Consider the following 14,463-nt stretch of genomic DNA (forward strand, 5'->3'; position numbering starts at 1 on the left):
TAATATGACTTTAGAAATTACAAAACCAATAATTTCAATAGATTGGTTAAACAATCATTTAAATGATGAAAATTTAATCATTTTAGATTGTACAATTCCTAAAGTAACTAATAAATCAACAATAAACGTTGATAAAGAACAAATTAAAGGAGCTATTTTTTTTGATATAAAAAACAGTTTTTCAGATAAAAAAGCTCCTTTTCCCAATACAATTTTATCGTCTAAAGGTTTTGAAGATAAAGCACGAGAAATAGGGATAAATAAAGAAAGTATCATTGTTTGTTATGATGATTTAGGTATTTATTCGTCTCCAAGAGTTTGGTGGATGTTTCAGTTAATGGGTTTTAAAAATGTTGCCGTTTTAAATGGTGGTTTACCCAAATGGAAAGAAAATAATTATCCCACAGAAAAACCTGAAAAGAAACCTATTAAAAAAGGAAACTTTAAAGCAGCGTATCAACCTAAAAAAATAACATTTACAAAAGAGATTTTATCAGCTATTAATAATGATAAAATTTTAATTGCTGATGCACGCTCTAAAGGTAGATTTTATGCTACTGAGCCTGAACCTAGAAATGATATAAAAGGAGGACATATTCCTAATTCTATAAGTTTGCCTTTTTCAAGTGTTTTAGAAAACGGATTGTTTAAATCAGATGATCAATTAAAAATTATTTTTGATGAAATAAATCCAGAAAAAAAAGAATTTATTTTCTCTTGTGGGTCAGGAATAACAGCATCGATTTTAGCTTTGGCGGCAAATGTGTCAGGGAATAATAATTATGCAGTTTATGATGGTTCTTGGACAGAGTGGGGAACAACTAAAAGTTTACCAATAGAAAGATAAGATGAAGTTAGATTGGACAAAAAAAGAGTTTGAAGCCTATGTGCTTTTATATGCTGCACATTGTAATTATTTTGAATCTAAAGAAGAACAGGATTATATATTATCTAAAGTAGATAAAATTACATTTAATAAAATTCATATAGAAGTTGTTGTAGATTCGGATGAAAATAATTTAAATAAAATTCAGCAATATATTATAGAAAACGAATTTAGTCAACAAGAGAAAGATGATTTAATAAAGGATATTAAAAATGTCTTTTTTGCGGATGGTTCTGTAGATGTTGTAGAAAAAAAAGTATTTGCTATTTTAAAGAAAATTATTGATTAAGTTTTAGTTGATTACTCTTAAGAAGTAAAAACAAAAATAAAGCTAAGTGTTAACGCAACCAAACAGAGAAATTTACATCTATTGGATATAGTTATAAAACAATTATGAAACACAAACTTTATTTTATTGCACTTCTATTCATCAATATTTTAACAACTTCATGTTCATTAGATGATATAGACTATCAAAATGATTTTGAAAAAAGCCAAAATAATTGGCTAGATTTCAAAGAGTCATCTAACGATTCATACAAATACTTGGTGTCTGGAGGTTCTGTTTTTACCGATTACGGTTGGGAAACAACTATCACAGTATCAAATGGAGTAATAATAGAGAGACATTTTGAATATACAGGTAACACAGTAAACATACCTGTAGATCAATTAGAATGGACAGAAAATGAAAATGAAATCAACAGTACAAAATATGAATATTCATTAGCTGCCACAGCTTTAACCTTAGATGAAATATATCTAAAAGCAGAACAAGATTGGTTAATAAAAAGAAAAAATGCAACTTCTTATTTTGAGTCAGAAAATAATGGATTAATTTCAACCTGTGGTTATGTTGAAAAAGAGTGTATGGATGATTGTTTTATCGGAATTATAATTGAAAGTATAGTTAACCTATAAAAATTTACTTTGAATTTTATTGTTTTAAACATAGCCAACTAATCTTATCTAAATACATCTGGTTTCTGTTAAAATAAGATCAACTAAAACTGAAAGAATAAGATTTGAACTACTATGTTCAACACATAAAATTATAGTGACTGAATAAAATGTGTTTTATTGCAAATTCTTGTAACTTTAAAATTAGACACAACCCAAATACAATTGCAGAATACAACAATAACTATTTATTTTCTAACTCTATTTTAGCATTACTCTCTTTTAATAAATGTAAATTATCTTTCATTTTAAAAACATTACTACTAAAACGAGAAGTTCTTTTTCGTCCTTCTTTTTGTCTAGTAATACTCCTTACAAAACGTCTTACTTCATCTTCTGTTGTTAAAATAATTCCTGGCACTGGCGTACTTTTTCCATCATCATCTTTAGCAACCATTGTAAAATAAGAAGAATTACAATGTTTAGTTTCTCCGGTTCTAATGTTTTCAGAATCTACTCGTAAACCTACAACCATAGAGGTTCTTCCTGTAAAATTTACAGAAGCTTTCATAGTTACCAATTCGCCAACTTCTATCGGGTTTAAGAAATCTACTTTATTCACAGAAGCAGTTACACAATAATTACCAGAATGTTTAGACGCACAAGCAAAAGCAATTTGATCCATTAAATTTAAAATATATCCTCCATGAATTTTACCACTAAAATTAGAGTTAGATGGTAACATTAATTCTGTAATTGTTATCTGAGATTCTGTTATATGTTTAAAATTTGATTTCATAAGTTAATATCTATTGGTTAGAAGCGGTTAACAGAAAAATATTAAGAATTTTACAAGCTTAATTAATTTCTTAAAAGCTAATTTATAATTTTTATTTTGTTTTATTTCGGCAATTTATAATTTAAAGACTTACAAATCAATATTTAAATTATATTAAACAAACTGATTGTAATTGTTATAATCTGTTTGTTTAATGCTCTTTTTAAAGTAAATTTGCTTTAGTTAAAAAAAGAAAAATGAATTATATCCTATTTGATGGCGAGGTTAGAAATAACCTTTTACCTTTTACATTTACAAGACCAGTAGCAGATATTAGAATTGGTATTTTAACCATCAGAGAAAAATGGGAAAAGCATCTAGGTGTTACAACAACTACCGTTACCGAAGAATATTTAGAAGAAAAATATCCAATGGTAGAAATGGAAGAGAATATTTTAATAAATGCCTCTTATTGCCCTAATGAAAATTTAGTCGAGCTTATAAAGGATTTATCTGAAAACGAAGCTATTTTTAAAGGTGATGATGTTTTAGCTTTTTTTACAAAAGACTCTCAAGAAGAAGTAAATTTTGATGCTTATAAGCATATAGAATTTGAAGAAGATTTATTACAAGTTAAAAATACTTGGGACATTTTTTCATTAAATTTTAAAGCAATTCAACAAGATTTCGATTTAATTACAGAAGGTAGAGAATCTCAACCAATACCAGAAGGAACAAGGTATATTAATAAAGAAAATATATTTATAGAAGAAGGAGCAAGCATCACTTTTGCTATTTTAAATGCTTCTTCTGGACCAATTTATATTGGTAAAAATGCTGTTATTTTAGAAAACAGTGCTGTAAAAGGTCCATTTGCAATGGGAGAAGGTGCATTATTAAAAATGAGTGCAAAAATTTATGGAGGTACAACAATTGGTCCTTATTGTAAAGTAGGAGGAGAGGTTAATAATTCTCTTTTAATGGCGTATTCTAATAAAGGACACGATGGTTTTTTAGGAAATTCTGTTTTAGGAGAGTGGTGTAATTTAGGTGCAGACACCAATAATTCTAACCTAAAAAACAATTATGCAGAAGTAAAATTATGGGATTATAACTCTGGTAGATTTGCAAAAACAGGATTACAATTTTGTGGTTTAATGATGGGAGACCACTCTAAATGTGGCATCAATACTATGTTTAACACAGGTACAGTTATTGGGGTTAGTACTAATATTTTTGGTACAGGATTTCCAAGAAATTTTGTACCTTCTTTTAGCTGGGGTGGTTCTTCTGGTTTTACAGAATATAAAACTAATAAGTTTTTTGAAGTAGCTACAGTTGTTTTAGAACGTAGAAATTTAGAGTTTAACGACCAAGATAAACGTATTTTAGAACATGTTTTTAATGAAACAAAAAAATATAGAAATTATTAATTTTTACTTTAATTACTAATATTGTCTTAAAAAAACTTGTCAAAAATAAATAACAAACTAAAAATAAGATGTTTATGGTCTTTTTCTATGTTTGTAAAAATCTTATTTTAACTGCTAATTAACAGCATCAGCTATATTATTTATTATTTTTGAGATTTTAAGAAAGTAAAATTTATGAAGTTACAGCAGTTTTTATTTGCTCTTTTTACCATGGTTAGTTTAATCAGTTTTTCTCAAACTTATAAAACATATAAACCAGAAAGAGATAAAATCCATGATTTGGTACACACAAAATTAAAGGTAGATTTTAATTTTGATAAAAAACAATTAAATGGTGAAGCTTGGGTTACAGCTAAACCTCATTTTTATGCCACTAACAAGTTTACATTAGATGCTAAAGCTATGCTAATTCATACTATTACCTTAAATAGTAAAGAATTAAATTATAACTATGATGATTTTAAAATCACTATAGAATTACCTAAACAATATAAAAAAGACGAAGAATTTACCGTTTATATTAAATATACTGCTCGCCCAGAAAAAGTAAAACAAAAAGGAAGTGCTGCAATTACAGATGCTAAAGGTTTGTATTTTATAAATGCAGATGGTGCTGACAAAAATAAACCAACACAAATATGGACACAAGGAGAAACAGAAGCAAGTAGCTGTTGGTTTCCTACAATAGACAGTCCTAACCAAAAAACAACTCAAGAAATTTACATTACTGTTCCAGATAAATATGTAACACTTTCTAACGGAAAATTAGAAAATCAAACAAAAAACGGATCTAATAGAACAGATTACTGGAAGATGGATCAAAAACACGCTCCATATTTGTTTTTTATGGGAGTTGGAGAGTTTGAAATTATTAAAGATTCTTATAAAAACATACCTGTTAATTATTATGTAGAAAAAGAATATGCATCTTATGCCAAAAATATTTTTGGATTAACCCCAGAAATGATTGGTTTCTTTTCAGATAAATTAGGCGTAGAATATCCTTGGAATAAGTACAGCCAAATTGTTGGTAGAGACTATGTTTCTGGTGCAATGGAAAATACAACAGCTGTAATTCATGGAGAACAAGCATACCAAAAACCAGGGCAATTAATTGATGAAAATATACAAGAAAACACCATTGCCCATGAGTTATTTCACCATTGGTTTGGAGATTTAGTGACTTCAGAGAGTTGGTCTAATTTAACATTAAATGAATCTTTTGCCAATTATAGCGAATATTTATGGAGAGAATATAAATACGGAAAACTAGATGCAGATATGCATTTGTTTGAAGATAGAGAAGCTTATATAAACGGACAAAGTAGCGAAAAACATTTGGTTCGTTTTAATTATGATGATAAAGAAGATATGTTTGATTTAGTAAGCTACAATAAAGGTGGTTCTATTTTACATATGCTACGTAATTATTTAGGTGATGACGCTTTTTTCTTAGGATTGAAAACGTATTTAACAGAAAATAAGTATCAAGCTGCAGAAGTACATCAATTAAGATTAGTTTTCGAGAAAATTACAGGTAAAGATTTAAATTGGTTTTTTAACCAGTGGTATTATAATTCTGGACATCCAAAAATAGATGTTTCTTATGATTATAACACAATTCAGAAAAAAGTAACCGTTAATTTATTGCAATTAAATGTAAATGAATTTAAATTCCCTATTGCAATTGATATTTTTGAAAATGGAAAAAGAATAAGACATAACGTTTTTGTAGATGGTAAAGACGCTTCTTTTACTTTTGATTATCAAAAACAACCAACATTGATACAAGTAAATGCAGATGGTGTTTTATTATGCGAGATTAACGAAAACAAAATTTTAAGTGATTATATTTTTCAATTAAAAAATGCTGAGAATTTTGCACAAAGAAGAGAAGCTTTGTTAGAAGTCGTAAAAAAGCAAGAAGAAAAAGATGCCTTTAATGCTGTTGCAGATGCTTTAAATGATGAGTCTTATAAAATTAGAATTCTAGCATTACAAAAAATAGATTTAATTAATAAGTTTTCTAAAAAGGAAGCCATTCAAAAAATAATGCAAATTGCAAATAACGATGATAAGACATTAGTACAAGCTGCAGCAATAGAAACTTTAGGTAAATTAACCGATCCTGAATTAAAAAATATATTTTTAAAACACTTAAGTAGTGAGTCTTATGCGGTTTTAGGTAAAGCTTTAGTTTCAATGTATTATATCGATAAAGAAACAGCAATTGGTAAATCTAAAGAGTTGCCAGATGAAGTTAAAAAAATATTAGCAACACCTTTAACTCGTATTTACATTGAAGAAAAAGACGAAGAAGAACTTCCTTTTATTGCGAAAAGTATTTTATCTGGAATGTTTTTAACAGGTGATGATGCAACAAAAGTTCTTTACGAAAAAGCATTTAAACAAGTTTCTGAAAGTAATAACTCAGAAGCCATTCAAAATTTAGTTGACGATATGGTTGTAAAAGGAACACAATACAAGTCTTTTAATTTTGACAAGGTTGTAATTAACCTAATGCGTAAAATGATACAAGATCAAAAAACTAAAAATCAACCAAATAAAATAAGAAATATAGCGATCATAGAAGAATCTATGGCAAAATTATTATAATTTTTTATTAGTAAATGTTAAAAAAGAAAAGCATCTTTAATACAAGGGTGCTTTTTCTTTTTTGTATTTACTCTTTGGTATAATTCTTTTTCTAATTCAACTTTAACAAATCCGTATTATTTAAAAGATAGATTTTAGGTTTTAATTGAGTATTAGAGTGTAAGAATAGTGTTTTTATCTTTTTTTTGCTGATTCTAAACAATGTTCAAGTAAAAAAGTATTTATTTTATGACCTTGGTATTTTTCTGAAACAGCCATTTTTCCTATTTCAAAAAGTTTATCATTCTTATTTAAGAATGATACTGTAATTACAAGTTACTACTTATGTTTTTAGGCAGTGTAAAATAGAAAGTAGTTCCTTTAGAAACCTCACTTTCTACCCAAATTTCTCCGTGGTAAAAATTAATTGCTTTTTTAACAATGGAAAGACCTATTCCTGATTTTCCGTCATTTTCATCAACACTTTGAAATAATTCAAATATTTTTTTAAAATATCTTTCTTCGATACCTTTACCATTATCCTTTATATAAAATTCCCAAAACTGGTCATTTTCACTTTCTTTTACACCAATTTCTATTTTACCTGTTTTATTAACAATACTTTTTACAGCATTTTGAAGTAAATTTTGAAAGATCTGTAAAACTCTTTGTCTATTGCCTTCTATGGTTGGTAGGTTTTCATCAACTTTAACTTCAATAAATTTAGGAATCAACATTAACTTTACAAGTTCGTTTACCAAATCATAAGTGTTTAAATTATATTCTACCATTTCATCATTGTCAATGCTAGAATATTTTAGGATACCAGTGATCAAAGACTCCATTTTTTCTATATTTTCTAGAATCAATTGACAATAATCTTTACTTTCTTCACTTAATTTGTTTTCAATTTCATCTTCAACCCAATTAAATAGAGTATAAATACTTCTTAAAGGTGTTTTTAAATCATGCGAAACAATTTGTGCATAATTATTTAATTCTATGTTTTTATTTTCTAAATTTTTAAGTAGCTCTTCTCTAGCTTTATTTGCATTTAAAATATCTTCAGACTGTTTTTCTATGTATTGTACTAAATTAACCGATTCGTTAATTTCTGTAGTATTTTCTATGGAATCTATTTTTAAAACTTTTGCAATATAACTAAGACTCTTAATAATTTTTTTGAGGTTTTTAGATTCATTTTGAGCAGCTTTACGTTCTGTTATATCTGTAACAGCACCAATAACGCTTATTATATTATCTTCTTCATCAAGAAGTAGAGATGCATTTAAATCTACCCAAATAATAGCTCCGTCTTTACGTATGTAACGTTTTTCTATATTATAAGAATCCCATTCTCTATTAATTATTCTATTAAATTTTTTAACATCAATACCTCTGTCTGCCGGATGTGTAAAATCTGCAAAAGTCATATTAAGAAGTTCTTCTTTAGTATAACCCAAAATATCCATAAATTTTTTGTTAGGATACACAGGCTTACCTTCCAAATCTACCAGTGTAATACCAATACCAGCATTATTAAATATAGAGTAAAATTTTCTTTCTGTGAGTTTTAATTCATCCAGTTTAATATTTAATGTTTTTTGAATTTTATTTTTTAATTTCTCTAATTCTTCATTAGATTCTAGTAATTTATCGTTTTTTAATTTTAATTTATAATTATAATATTGTAAACTTAAAATAATAAAAAGCATAAAAAGATTAAAAAAGATAAAAGAAACCCATTGATATATTGCATAAATAAACTGAGATTCATTTACTTTTTTTAAATCTATTTTATGAACAAGAATAAGAGATTTACGGTCTTTATAGTTTATATTATAAGTACTATTGCCATCTACCGTTAATTTTTTAAATATATAAATAGCATCTTTTTGAATATCTATTCCTTCAGAATTTTGACTTATTTTATTCCAAAGTTGTTTATTTGTATTATATAAAGCCAAACTATCAGAATCCGATACAAAATGACTAAAGTTTTTATATTCATCTTTAGAAATTAAATAAAAACCTTTATCGTTAATTAATTCAAAAGAAGAATGTTTTAATTTGCTTTGTGTAACAAGTTTATCAAATAAATTTTTCATAAAATAGTTGATAATAATTACGCCATTCGTTTCTCCTTTTTGATTATATATTTTTGTAGCAATTCTAAGAACAGGATTATAAGGGATTTCAATTTTCCCATATTCCATATTTAAATCTATATTAGAAAAATAAATTTCGTTTTTCCCTAATTTTTTAGCTTCTTTAAAATAATAACGATCACTTTTATCTTGAAGCTTATGTTCCTCTTGATTTTTAGCAGAATTAATACCATCAAAATCTACACGGATAATTTCATGACCTAAAGTATCTAAAAGTCTTACTTGATCATAAGTTGATTGTAAATTAGATAGATGAAGAAAATAATCTTTTACATTTCTTTTCTCTGGTTGTGGGTCTCGATTAAGTCCCCAATGTATAATATCAATATCAGTTGCTAGAGATTTATACATGTCATTAATCAGTAGGGTTTTAGCGTTCAGATCATTAGCAGCACCCGTTTTTATGATTTCTAATTCATTTTGGGTAATTACATGGTAATAATGATTAATACCAAAATAACTAATTATAATTATTGGTATAAAAAAAAGTAGAAGACTTTTTAAATTTACAAATTTCATTTTATTCTTTTAAATAGCAAGTGTAAATTATAAAAATAAGTTTTATAATCGACTAAAATGACAAACAATTACTCTTTTTTTTATAAAAACATTTATTTAGTTTACTGTTATCTTATCCTTTTAAAATCAGATAGTATATTTGCACTTTAATTAATCTATGTCTTTAAGCACACTTTTAATAACTCCTCCTTTTACTCAATTAAATACTGCATATCCTGCAACCGCCTATATTAAAGGATTTTTAGATTCTAAAAATGTAAAAACAAGGCAGATAGACTTAAGTATAGAGTTGTTTACAGCCGTTTTTACTAAAGAGTTTATAGATGCTATTTTTAAACAAGCAGCAATGCTTGGTAATAAAGAATACCCTTTAGTTTATCAGAAAAAAGAAGATTATATAAATAAAGTAGATTCTGTAATGGATTATTTACGTGTGCAAGAAGTTACTGCGGCGTATCAAATAATACATAAAGATTATTTACCATACGGACATAGACGTATAAAATTAGAAAAGGATTTAAGCACCGAGTTTGGTAAACTCGGTATTTTAGACAAAGCCAAACACATTGCTACTTTGTTTGTAGAAGAATTAGGCGATTTTATCAACGCGAATGTAGATGAGTTTTTTTCTTTTACACGTTATGCAGAACAAATTGGTAGAGCCGCTTCTAGTTTTGATACGATTGATGATTGTTTACAATATGAAACCACGTTAATTGAAGACGAAATGTTGTATTTGTTAAACGAGCAATTACAAGAAGATTCGTATGATTTGGTTTGTTTTACAGTTCCTTTTCCTGGTAATTTATTTTCTGCATTAAGGTGTGCACAGTTTATAAAACAAGAATATCCTGATATTAAAATTGCAATGGGTGGTGGCTATTGTAATACAGAATTAAGACGGTTATCAGATCCTAGAATTTTCGATTATATAGATTTTATTACTTTAGATGATGGAGAAAGCCCATTGTTAAAAATTACAGAGTTTTTAGAAAATAAAATAGGAGAGGAGTCTTTAGAAAGAACCTTTATCTGTAGAGAAGATAAAGTTATTTACGCGAATAAAATACCGAATACTATTTTTCATCATAAAAATTTACCAGCACCAAGTTATATTGGTTTGCCAACAGAAAAATACTTGTCTTTTTTAGATGTTATGAATCCGATGCATAGAATGTGGTCTGATGGTAAATGGAATAAACTTACTATTTCTCATGGTTGTTATTGGAAACAATGTTCTTTTTGTGATGTTACTTTAGATTATATCGGTAATTATGAAAATACAACTGCAGATGATTTAGTAAATAAAATAGAAAAAATAATTTCGGAAACCGGAATTACAGGTTTTCATTTTGTAGATGAAGCTGCACCACCAAAAATGCTTAGAGCTTTGGCTAATAAATTAATGGAACGTAAAGTGTATATTACTTGGTGGACAAACATTCGTTTCGAAAAAACGTTTACTCCAGAATTATGTGCTTTACTTTCAAAATCTGGTTGTATTGCTGTAACTGGTGGATTAGAAGTTGCCTCAGACAGATTGTTAGCCAAAATGAAAAAAGGAGTAGATATTGGGCAAGTTGCAAGAGTTACCAAAGCTTTTTCGGATGAAAGCATTATGGTTCATGCTTATTTAATGTTTGGTTTTCCTACAGAAACGGCACAAGAAACAATTGATTCTTTAGAAGTTGTACGTCAATTGTTTTACAACGATTGTATACAATCTGCTTTTTGGCATCAATTTGCTTGTACAAGTCACAGTCCGGTTGGTAAAAATCCTGATAAATTTAACATCAAAATTATTGGACCAGAATTTAAAGGTTTTGCAGAAAACGATTTATATCACGAAGATCCAACAGGAGCAGAGCATCACTTATACAGCCAAGGCTTAAATGTCGCTTTAAATAATTACTTAAATCATAAAGGATTTGAAATTCCTTTGCATGAATATTTCGACTTTAAAGTTCCGAAGATTACTTTAAAAAATAATTTGATTGCAGATTATTTAAAAAAGTAAATTTTTTCTTTTTATAGGAAGCTATTTCCAGCTTTCCGCTATATCTTTTTTCTTCTGTTCTCGATACAAATTTGCAAAAAAAAGCAAATTCACTCGAACTGACAGAAAAAAGGATGCCACTTCAATCTGGGCTAGACTTGTATGCAAACAAAGTTTTTACAGAGAATAATTCAACGTTAAATAAAGGTATTGGGTTTTTTTAAAATAATTAAAACACAATTTTATTTTTTCGACAAAGGAGAAATCATATATAGAACCCTTTATTTAATATTCTATATTATAAGATTTCTCCTAAAATTGTTGAAATGATAAATTAAAACTTATTTAGCGTACGCTCCAGAAGAATATGTTAATTCGTAACTGTGTGTGTAAACCTCAAAAACAATTCCAAAAGGATCTTCTACATAACACATTTTAAAAGGTTTGTCTTTTGGATAATATTCTCTAATTGGCATTCTTTGCTTACCGCCATAAGAAACAATTTTTTCAATTAATTCTTCAATATTTGGGTCTTGAATACAAAAATGGAAAAGTCCTGTATTAAAAGGATTGAATACTGGCGCTTCTTTAACTCCATTTGGAAAACAAAATAATTCTACACCAACCCCATCTGAAGTAGATAAGTGTGCAATTTCAAATTCTTCCCAATCATCCCCAAAAACATCAATACACATAATACCTATAGCTGTATCTGCTTCTTTTTTAACAGTAGATGGCTCCATAATAACATACCAGCCCATTACTTCTGAATAAAATTTTACAGCTTCTTTAATATTAGGTACAGTAAGACCTATATGAGAAAATGATTTAGGATAATCTTTATTTTTAGTCATAATATTTAATTTAGATAGCAAAATTAATCTATATTTGCTTATTGGGCAATAACTAACTAAAAAGTAGTATAGTTACCAAAAAGAGTAAAATAATGATTATCAACAAAATAATAATTATATTTTGATAGAAAAAATTAAGTGTCCTTTAAATTATACCATGAATTTAATAGGTACAAAATGGAAACCTTTAATATTATTCCATTTACTAGACGGAGGATTAAGATCTGGAGTCTTACAGAAACAAATTTCTGGAATTTCTAACAAAATGTTTACGCAAACCGTAAGAGAGTTAGAAAAAGACGGACTTATCATTAGAAAAGTATACCCTGTTGTTCCACCAAAAGTAGAATATAGTTTAAGTGAAAGGGGGCAATCTCTAGAAAATATTTTAAGAAGTTTAGATGAATGGGGATTTAAAGATATCAATGGTTAATCAATACTACTTAGCTTTTATTTAAGTATTAAATAACTGATTTAAATTTAATTAAAATTTCTACCTAAAGTAATTAATTAACTATATGTGTTTGTTTTTTTTAAACAAAAATAAGAATAAGAGATAAAATAATTCCGCCAACCGCATAGTACATTCCTTTTTTGAAAATAGCCATTTTTGGAGTATACATCCAAAATGCAGACAAAACAAAGAACAATAAGGAAGCACCAAAAAAGATATTTAAAAAATATACAGGACTATCGGTAGTTGCTTTATGCAGTTTTTCCATTTTATTAAGTATAAATGGCAATTCTTGTTTTTTTATTACTGCAAGACCAGTTTGCTTATTATAAGTACCTCCTTTAAGATATAGAACTCCAGCCTCTTCTTTAATTACGTCAGCACCTTTTTTAAAGACTGGTTTTAATTGTCTGTCAGATAAATTTGGAGCTAATTGTTGTTCTGTAATTATTTCTTTTTTTAGAAAATTAGTATTTCTAAAAATCATTAAAATTCCACTTAACGCATAAATAAACATAATTCCTGCTAAAAAAAAGCCCAAATACCTGTGAATTATTCTAACTTGTAATGCAAATGAAGGTTTTCTTTTTGCCATTTTACTATTGATTAATTTCGGCAATAATAGGGATTTAATTTTTTAGTTAATGCTTTTAATTACAATTTTATTCACGAAAATTGAGCAAACTTAACTATAATACATATTTTTCGAAAATATCATTTAGCGCTTGTTCTGGGTTATCACAAAGACCAGGATGTGTTTTAGAACTTTGTACAATTGTACTTCTACAGGCCGCTAACCATCTAAAACGATCAGAAATTTCAAACTCACCAATTTTACCTCCAGATTTCCCTCCATTACAAATTAATTTCCAAGCACTTAAATAGTCGTTTAGTAAAGCAATTTCTAAATCTGGTGCAATAACGCTTAATTTATTGTTATCTACATGGTACTTTATCCCTAAAAACCTTTTTCGTTTAGAAAAGAGAATTACACCAACATTAAAAAACTCTTCGCGTTCTACTTTGGGCACAACTCTTATAATTGCATATTCAAACGTAACTTTATCTTGCATCTTCAGCTTCCTTTACAAGTGAATCTATCATAGAAATTTTTGCATTTAAAAATTTAATATATGCAACTCTCATTTCATCAGGATTAAATAAATCTCCCTCATTTAATAACCAGTCTTCCGGAATACTTTTTACGACTTTACTAATAATATTAGTATTTATAGTTAATTGTATTTCTTCCGATGCCTTTTGTAATTGTGTAGCTTTTGGTAAAAGAACATGGTCTTTAATTAAAGGAAAGGTTCTTGTTAGGTGATTTTCCCATGTTTGCCAGTTGTGATGAAAATAAAAACTCGCTCCATTATCAATAATCCAAAGTTCATTTTTCCAATTCAATAAATTAGTATTTTTAGCTGTTCTATCAATATTACTGATTAAACTGTCTAAAATTACCACTTTAGAAGCCGTTAAAGCATCCACTTTAGAGACTAATGGATCGTAAGTTATAGCACTAGACAAAAAATGTAAACCTAAATTTAAACCTATACTAAATTTTAATAAATCTTGAATTTCTTCATCTGGCTCCGTTTTACTAAATGAGTCATCTAAGTTCATAAACACCAATTCTGGTACATTTAAACCGATAACTCTAGCTAATTCTCCTCCAATAAATTCAGATATTAAAGCCTTTTTACCTTGTCCTGCTCCTCTAAATTTAAGCACATACAAAAAGCCATCATCTCCTTTTACAATAGCAGGTAAAGACCCACCTTCTCGTAAAGGCTGAAGGTATTGAACAACATTTACGGTTCTAATATCAATTATATCCATAACAGCAAAATTAAAGCAATTATATAAGTTAAAAATAG

At 27.6% G+C, this 14,463-nt stretch carries 14 protein-coding genes; 7 read left to right on the forward strand and 7 right to left on the reverse strand.

Translation table 11 applies throughout. From position 1 onward, the window contains the following. Positions 1-4: 4 nt before the first annotated feature. The 3 genes from ACJJVY_RS02615 to ACJJVY_RS02625 all read left to right on the forward strand — a co-directional run bounded on the left by ACJJVY_RS02615 (position 5) and on the right by ACJJVY_RS02625 (position 1,807). On the forward strand, positions 5-847 hold the full coding sequence (locus ACJJVY_RS02615) for a sulfurtransferase (RefSeq protein WP_405604837.1): 843 nt from the start codon (positions 5-7) through the stop codon (positions 845-847). Position 848: 1 nt separating this feature from the next. Then, a complete protein-coding gene (locus tag ACJJVY_RS02620; protein ID WP_405604839.1) occupies positions 849-1,175 on the forward strand; it encodes a hypothetical protein in 327 nt (108 codons plus the stop codon). A 104-nt stretch (positions 1,176-1,279) separates the two neighbouring features. Continuing rightward, complete coding sequence (locus ACJJVY_RS02625; RefSeq protein WP_405604841.1) at positions 1,280-1,807, forward strand: hypothetical protein; 528 nt, start codon at positions 1,280-1,282, stop codon at positions 1,805-1,807. A gap of 223 nt (positions 1,808-2,030) precedes the next feature. Here ACJJVY_RS02625 and ACJJVY_RS02630 read toward each other — a convergent pair whose 3' ends face one another. Further along, positions 2,031-2,585, reverse strand: coding sequence for an acyl-CoA thioesterase (locus ACJJVY_RS02630; RefSeq protein ID WP_405604843.1), 555 nt, complete (start codon positions 2,583-2,585; stop codon positions 2,031-2,033). Between the two features lie 236 nt (positions 2,586-2,821). Here ACJJVY_RS02630 and ACJJVY_RS02635 point away from each other — a divergent pair, with 236 nt between their 5' ends. Together ACJJVY_RS02635 and ACJJVY_RS02640 are read left to right on the forward strand one after the other, a co-directional pair. Further along, a complete protein-coding gene (locus ACJJVY_RS02635; protein WP_405604845.1) occupies positions 2,822-3,997 on the forward strand; it encodes a GlmU family protein in 1,176 nt (391 codons plus the stop codon). A 174-nt stretch (positions 3,998-4,171) separates the two neighbouring features. Beyond that, entirely contained in the window at positions 4,172-6,613 is a 2,442-nt protein-coding gene (locus ACJJVY_RS02640; protein WP_405604847.1) for a M1 family aminopeptidase, read from the forward strand. Between the two features lie 174 nt (positions 6,614-6,787). Here the strand turns inward: ACJJVY_RS02640 and ACJJVY_RS02645 are convergent, their stop codons facing one another. Together ACJJVY_RS02645 and ACJJVY_RS02650 are read right to left on the reverse strand one after the other, a co-directional pair. Continuing rightward, positions 6,788-6,922 (reverse strand): GNAT family N-acetyltransferase, encoded by a 135-nt coding sequence (locus ACJJVY_RS02645; protein ID WP_405611566.1) that lies wholly within the window; start codon positions 6,920-6,922, stop codon positions 6,788-6,790. Next, a complete protein-coding gene (locus ACJJVY_RS02650) occupies positions 6,922-9,279 on the reverse strand; it encodes a PAS domain S-box protein (RefSeq protein WP_405604849.1) in 2,358 nt (785 codons plus the stop codon). Before ACJJVY_RS02650 ends, ACJJVY_RS02645 begins: the two co-directional genes overlap by 1 nt. 157 nt (positions 9,280-9,436) lie before the next feature. Here ACJJVY_RS02650 and ACJJVY_RS02655 point away from each other — a divergent pair, with 157 nt between their 5' ends. Then, a complete protein-coding gene (locus tag ACJJVY_RS02655; RefSeq protein WP_405604851.1) occupies positions 9,437-11,296 on the forward strand; it encodes a B12-binding domain-containing radical SAM protein in 1,860 nt (619 codons plus the stop codon). Positions 11,297-11,616: 320 nt separating this feature from the next. Here ACJJVY_RS02655 and ACJJVY_RS02660 read toward each other — a convergent pair whose 3' ends face one another. After that, positions 11,617-12,129 carry a VOC family protein gene (locus ACJJVY_RS02660; protein ID WP_405604853.1) on the reverse strand — a complete coding sequence of 171 codons (513 nt, stop codon included), beginning with the start codon at positions 12,127-12,129 and terminating at the stop codon, positions 11,617-11,619. Positions 12,130-12,286: 157 nt separating this feature from the next. Between ACJJVY_RS02660 and ACJJVY_RS02665 the strand changes: the two genes are divergently transcribed. Continuing rightward, positions 12,287-12,562: a winged helix-turn-helix transcriptional regulator gene (locus ACJJVY_RS02665; protein ID WP_405611569.1), complete on the forward strand. Its 276-nt coding sequence runs from the start codon at positions 12,287-12,289 to the stop codon at positions 12,560-12,562. Positions 12,563-12,662: 100 nt separating this feature from the next. Here ACJJVY_RS02665 and ACJJVY_RS02670 read toward each other — a convergent pair whose 3' ends face one another. The 3 genes from ACJJVY_RS02670 to ACJJVY_RS02680 form a co-directional block, all read right to left on the reverse strand. Next, a complete protein-coding gene (locus ACJJVY_RS02670; RefSeq protein ID WP_405604855.1) occupies positions 12,663-13,178 on the reverse strand; it encodes a hypothetical protein in 516 nt (171 codons plus the stop codon). Between the two features lie 94 nt (positions 13,179-13,272). Further along, positions 13,273-13,656: a DUF3037 domain-containing protein gene (locus ACJJVY_RS02675; RefSeq protein WP_405604857.1), complete on the reverse strand. Its 384-nt coding sequence runs from the start codon at positions 13,654-13,656 to the stop codon at positions 13,273-13,275. Further along, a complete protein-coding gene (locus ACJJVY_RS02680) occupies positions 13,646-14,425 on the reverse strand; it encodes a HipA family kinase (RefSeq protein ID WP_405604859.1) in 780 nt (259 codons plus the stop codon). Before ACJJVY_RS02680 ends, ACJJVY_RS02675 begins: the two co-directional genes overlap by 11 nt. Positions 14,426-14,463 lie beyond the last annotated feature (38 nt).

It is taken from the genome of Polaribacter sp. Asnod1-A03, from assembly GCF_045063585.1.
Classification (GTDB): domain Bacteria; phylum Bacteroidota; class Bacteroidia; order Flavobacteriales; family Flavobacteriaceae; genus Polaribacter.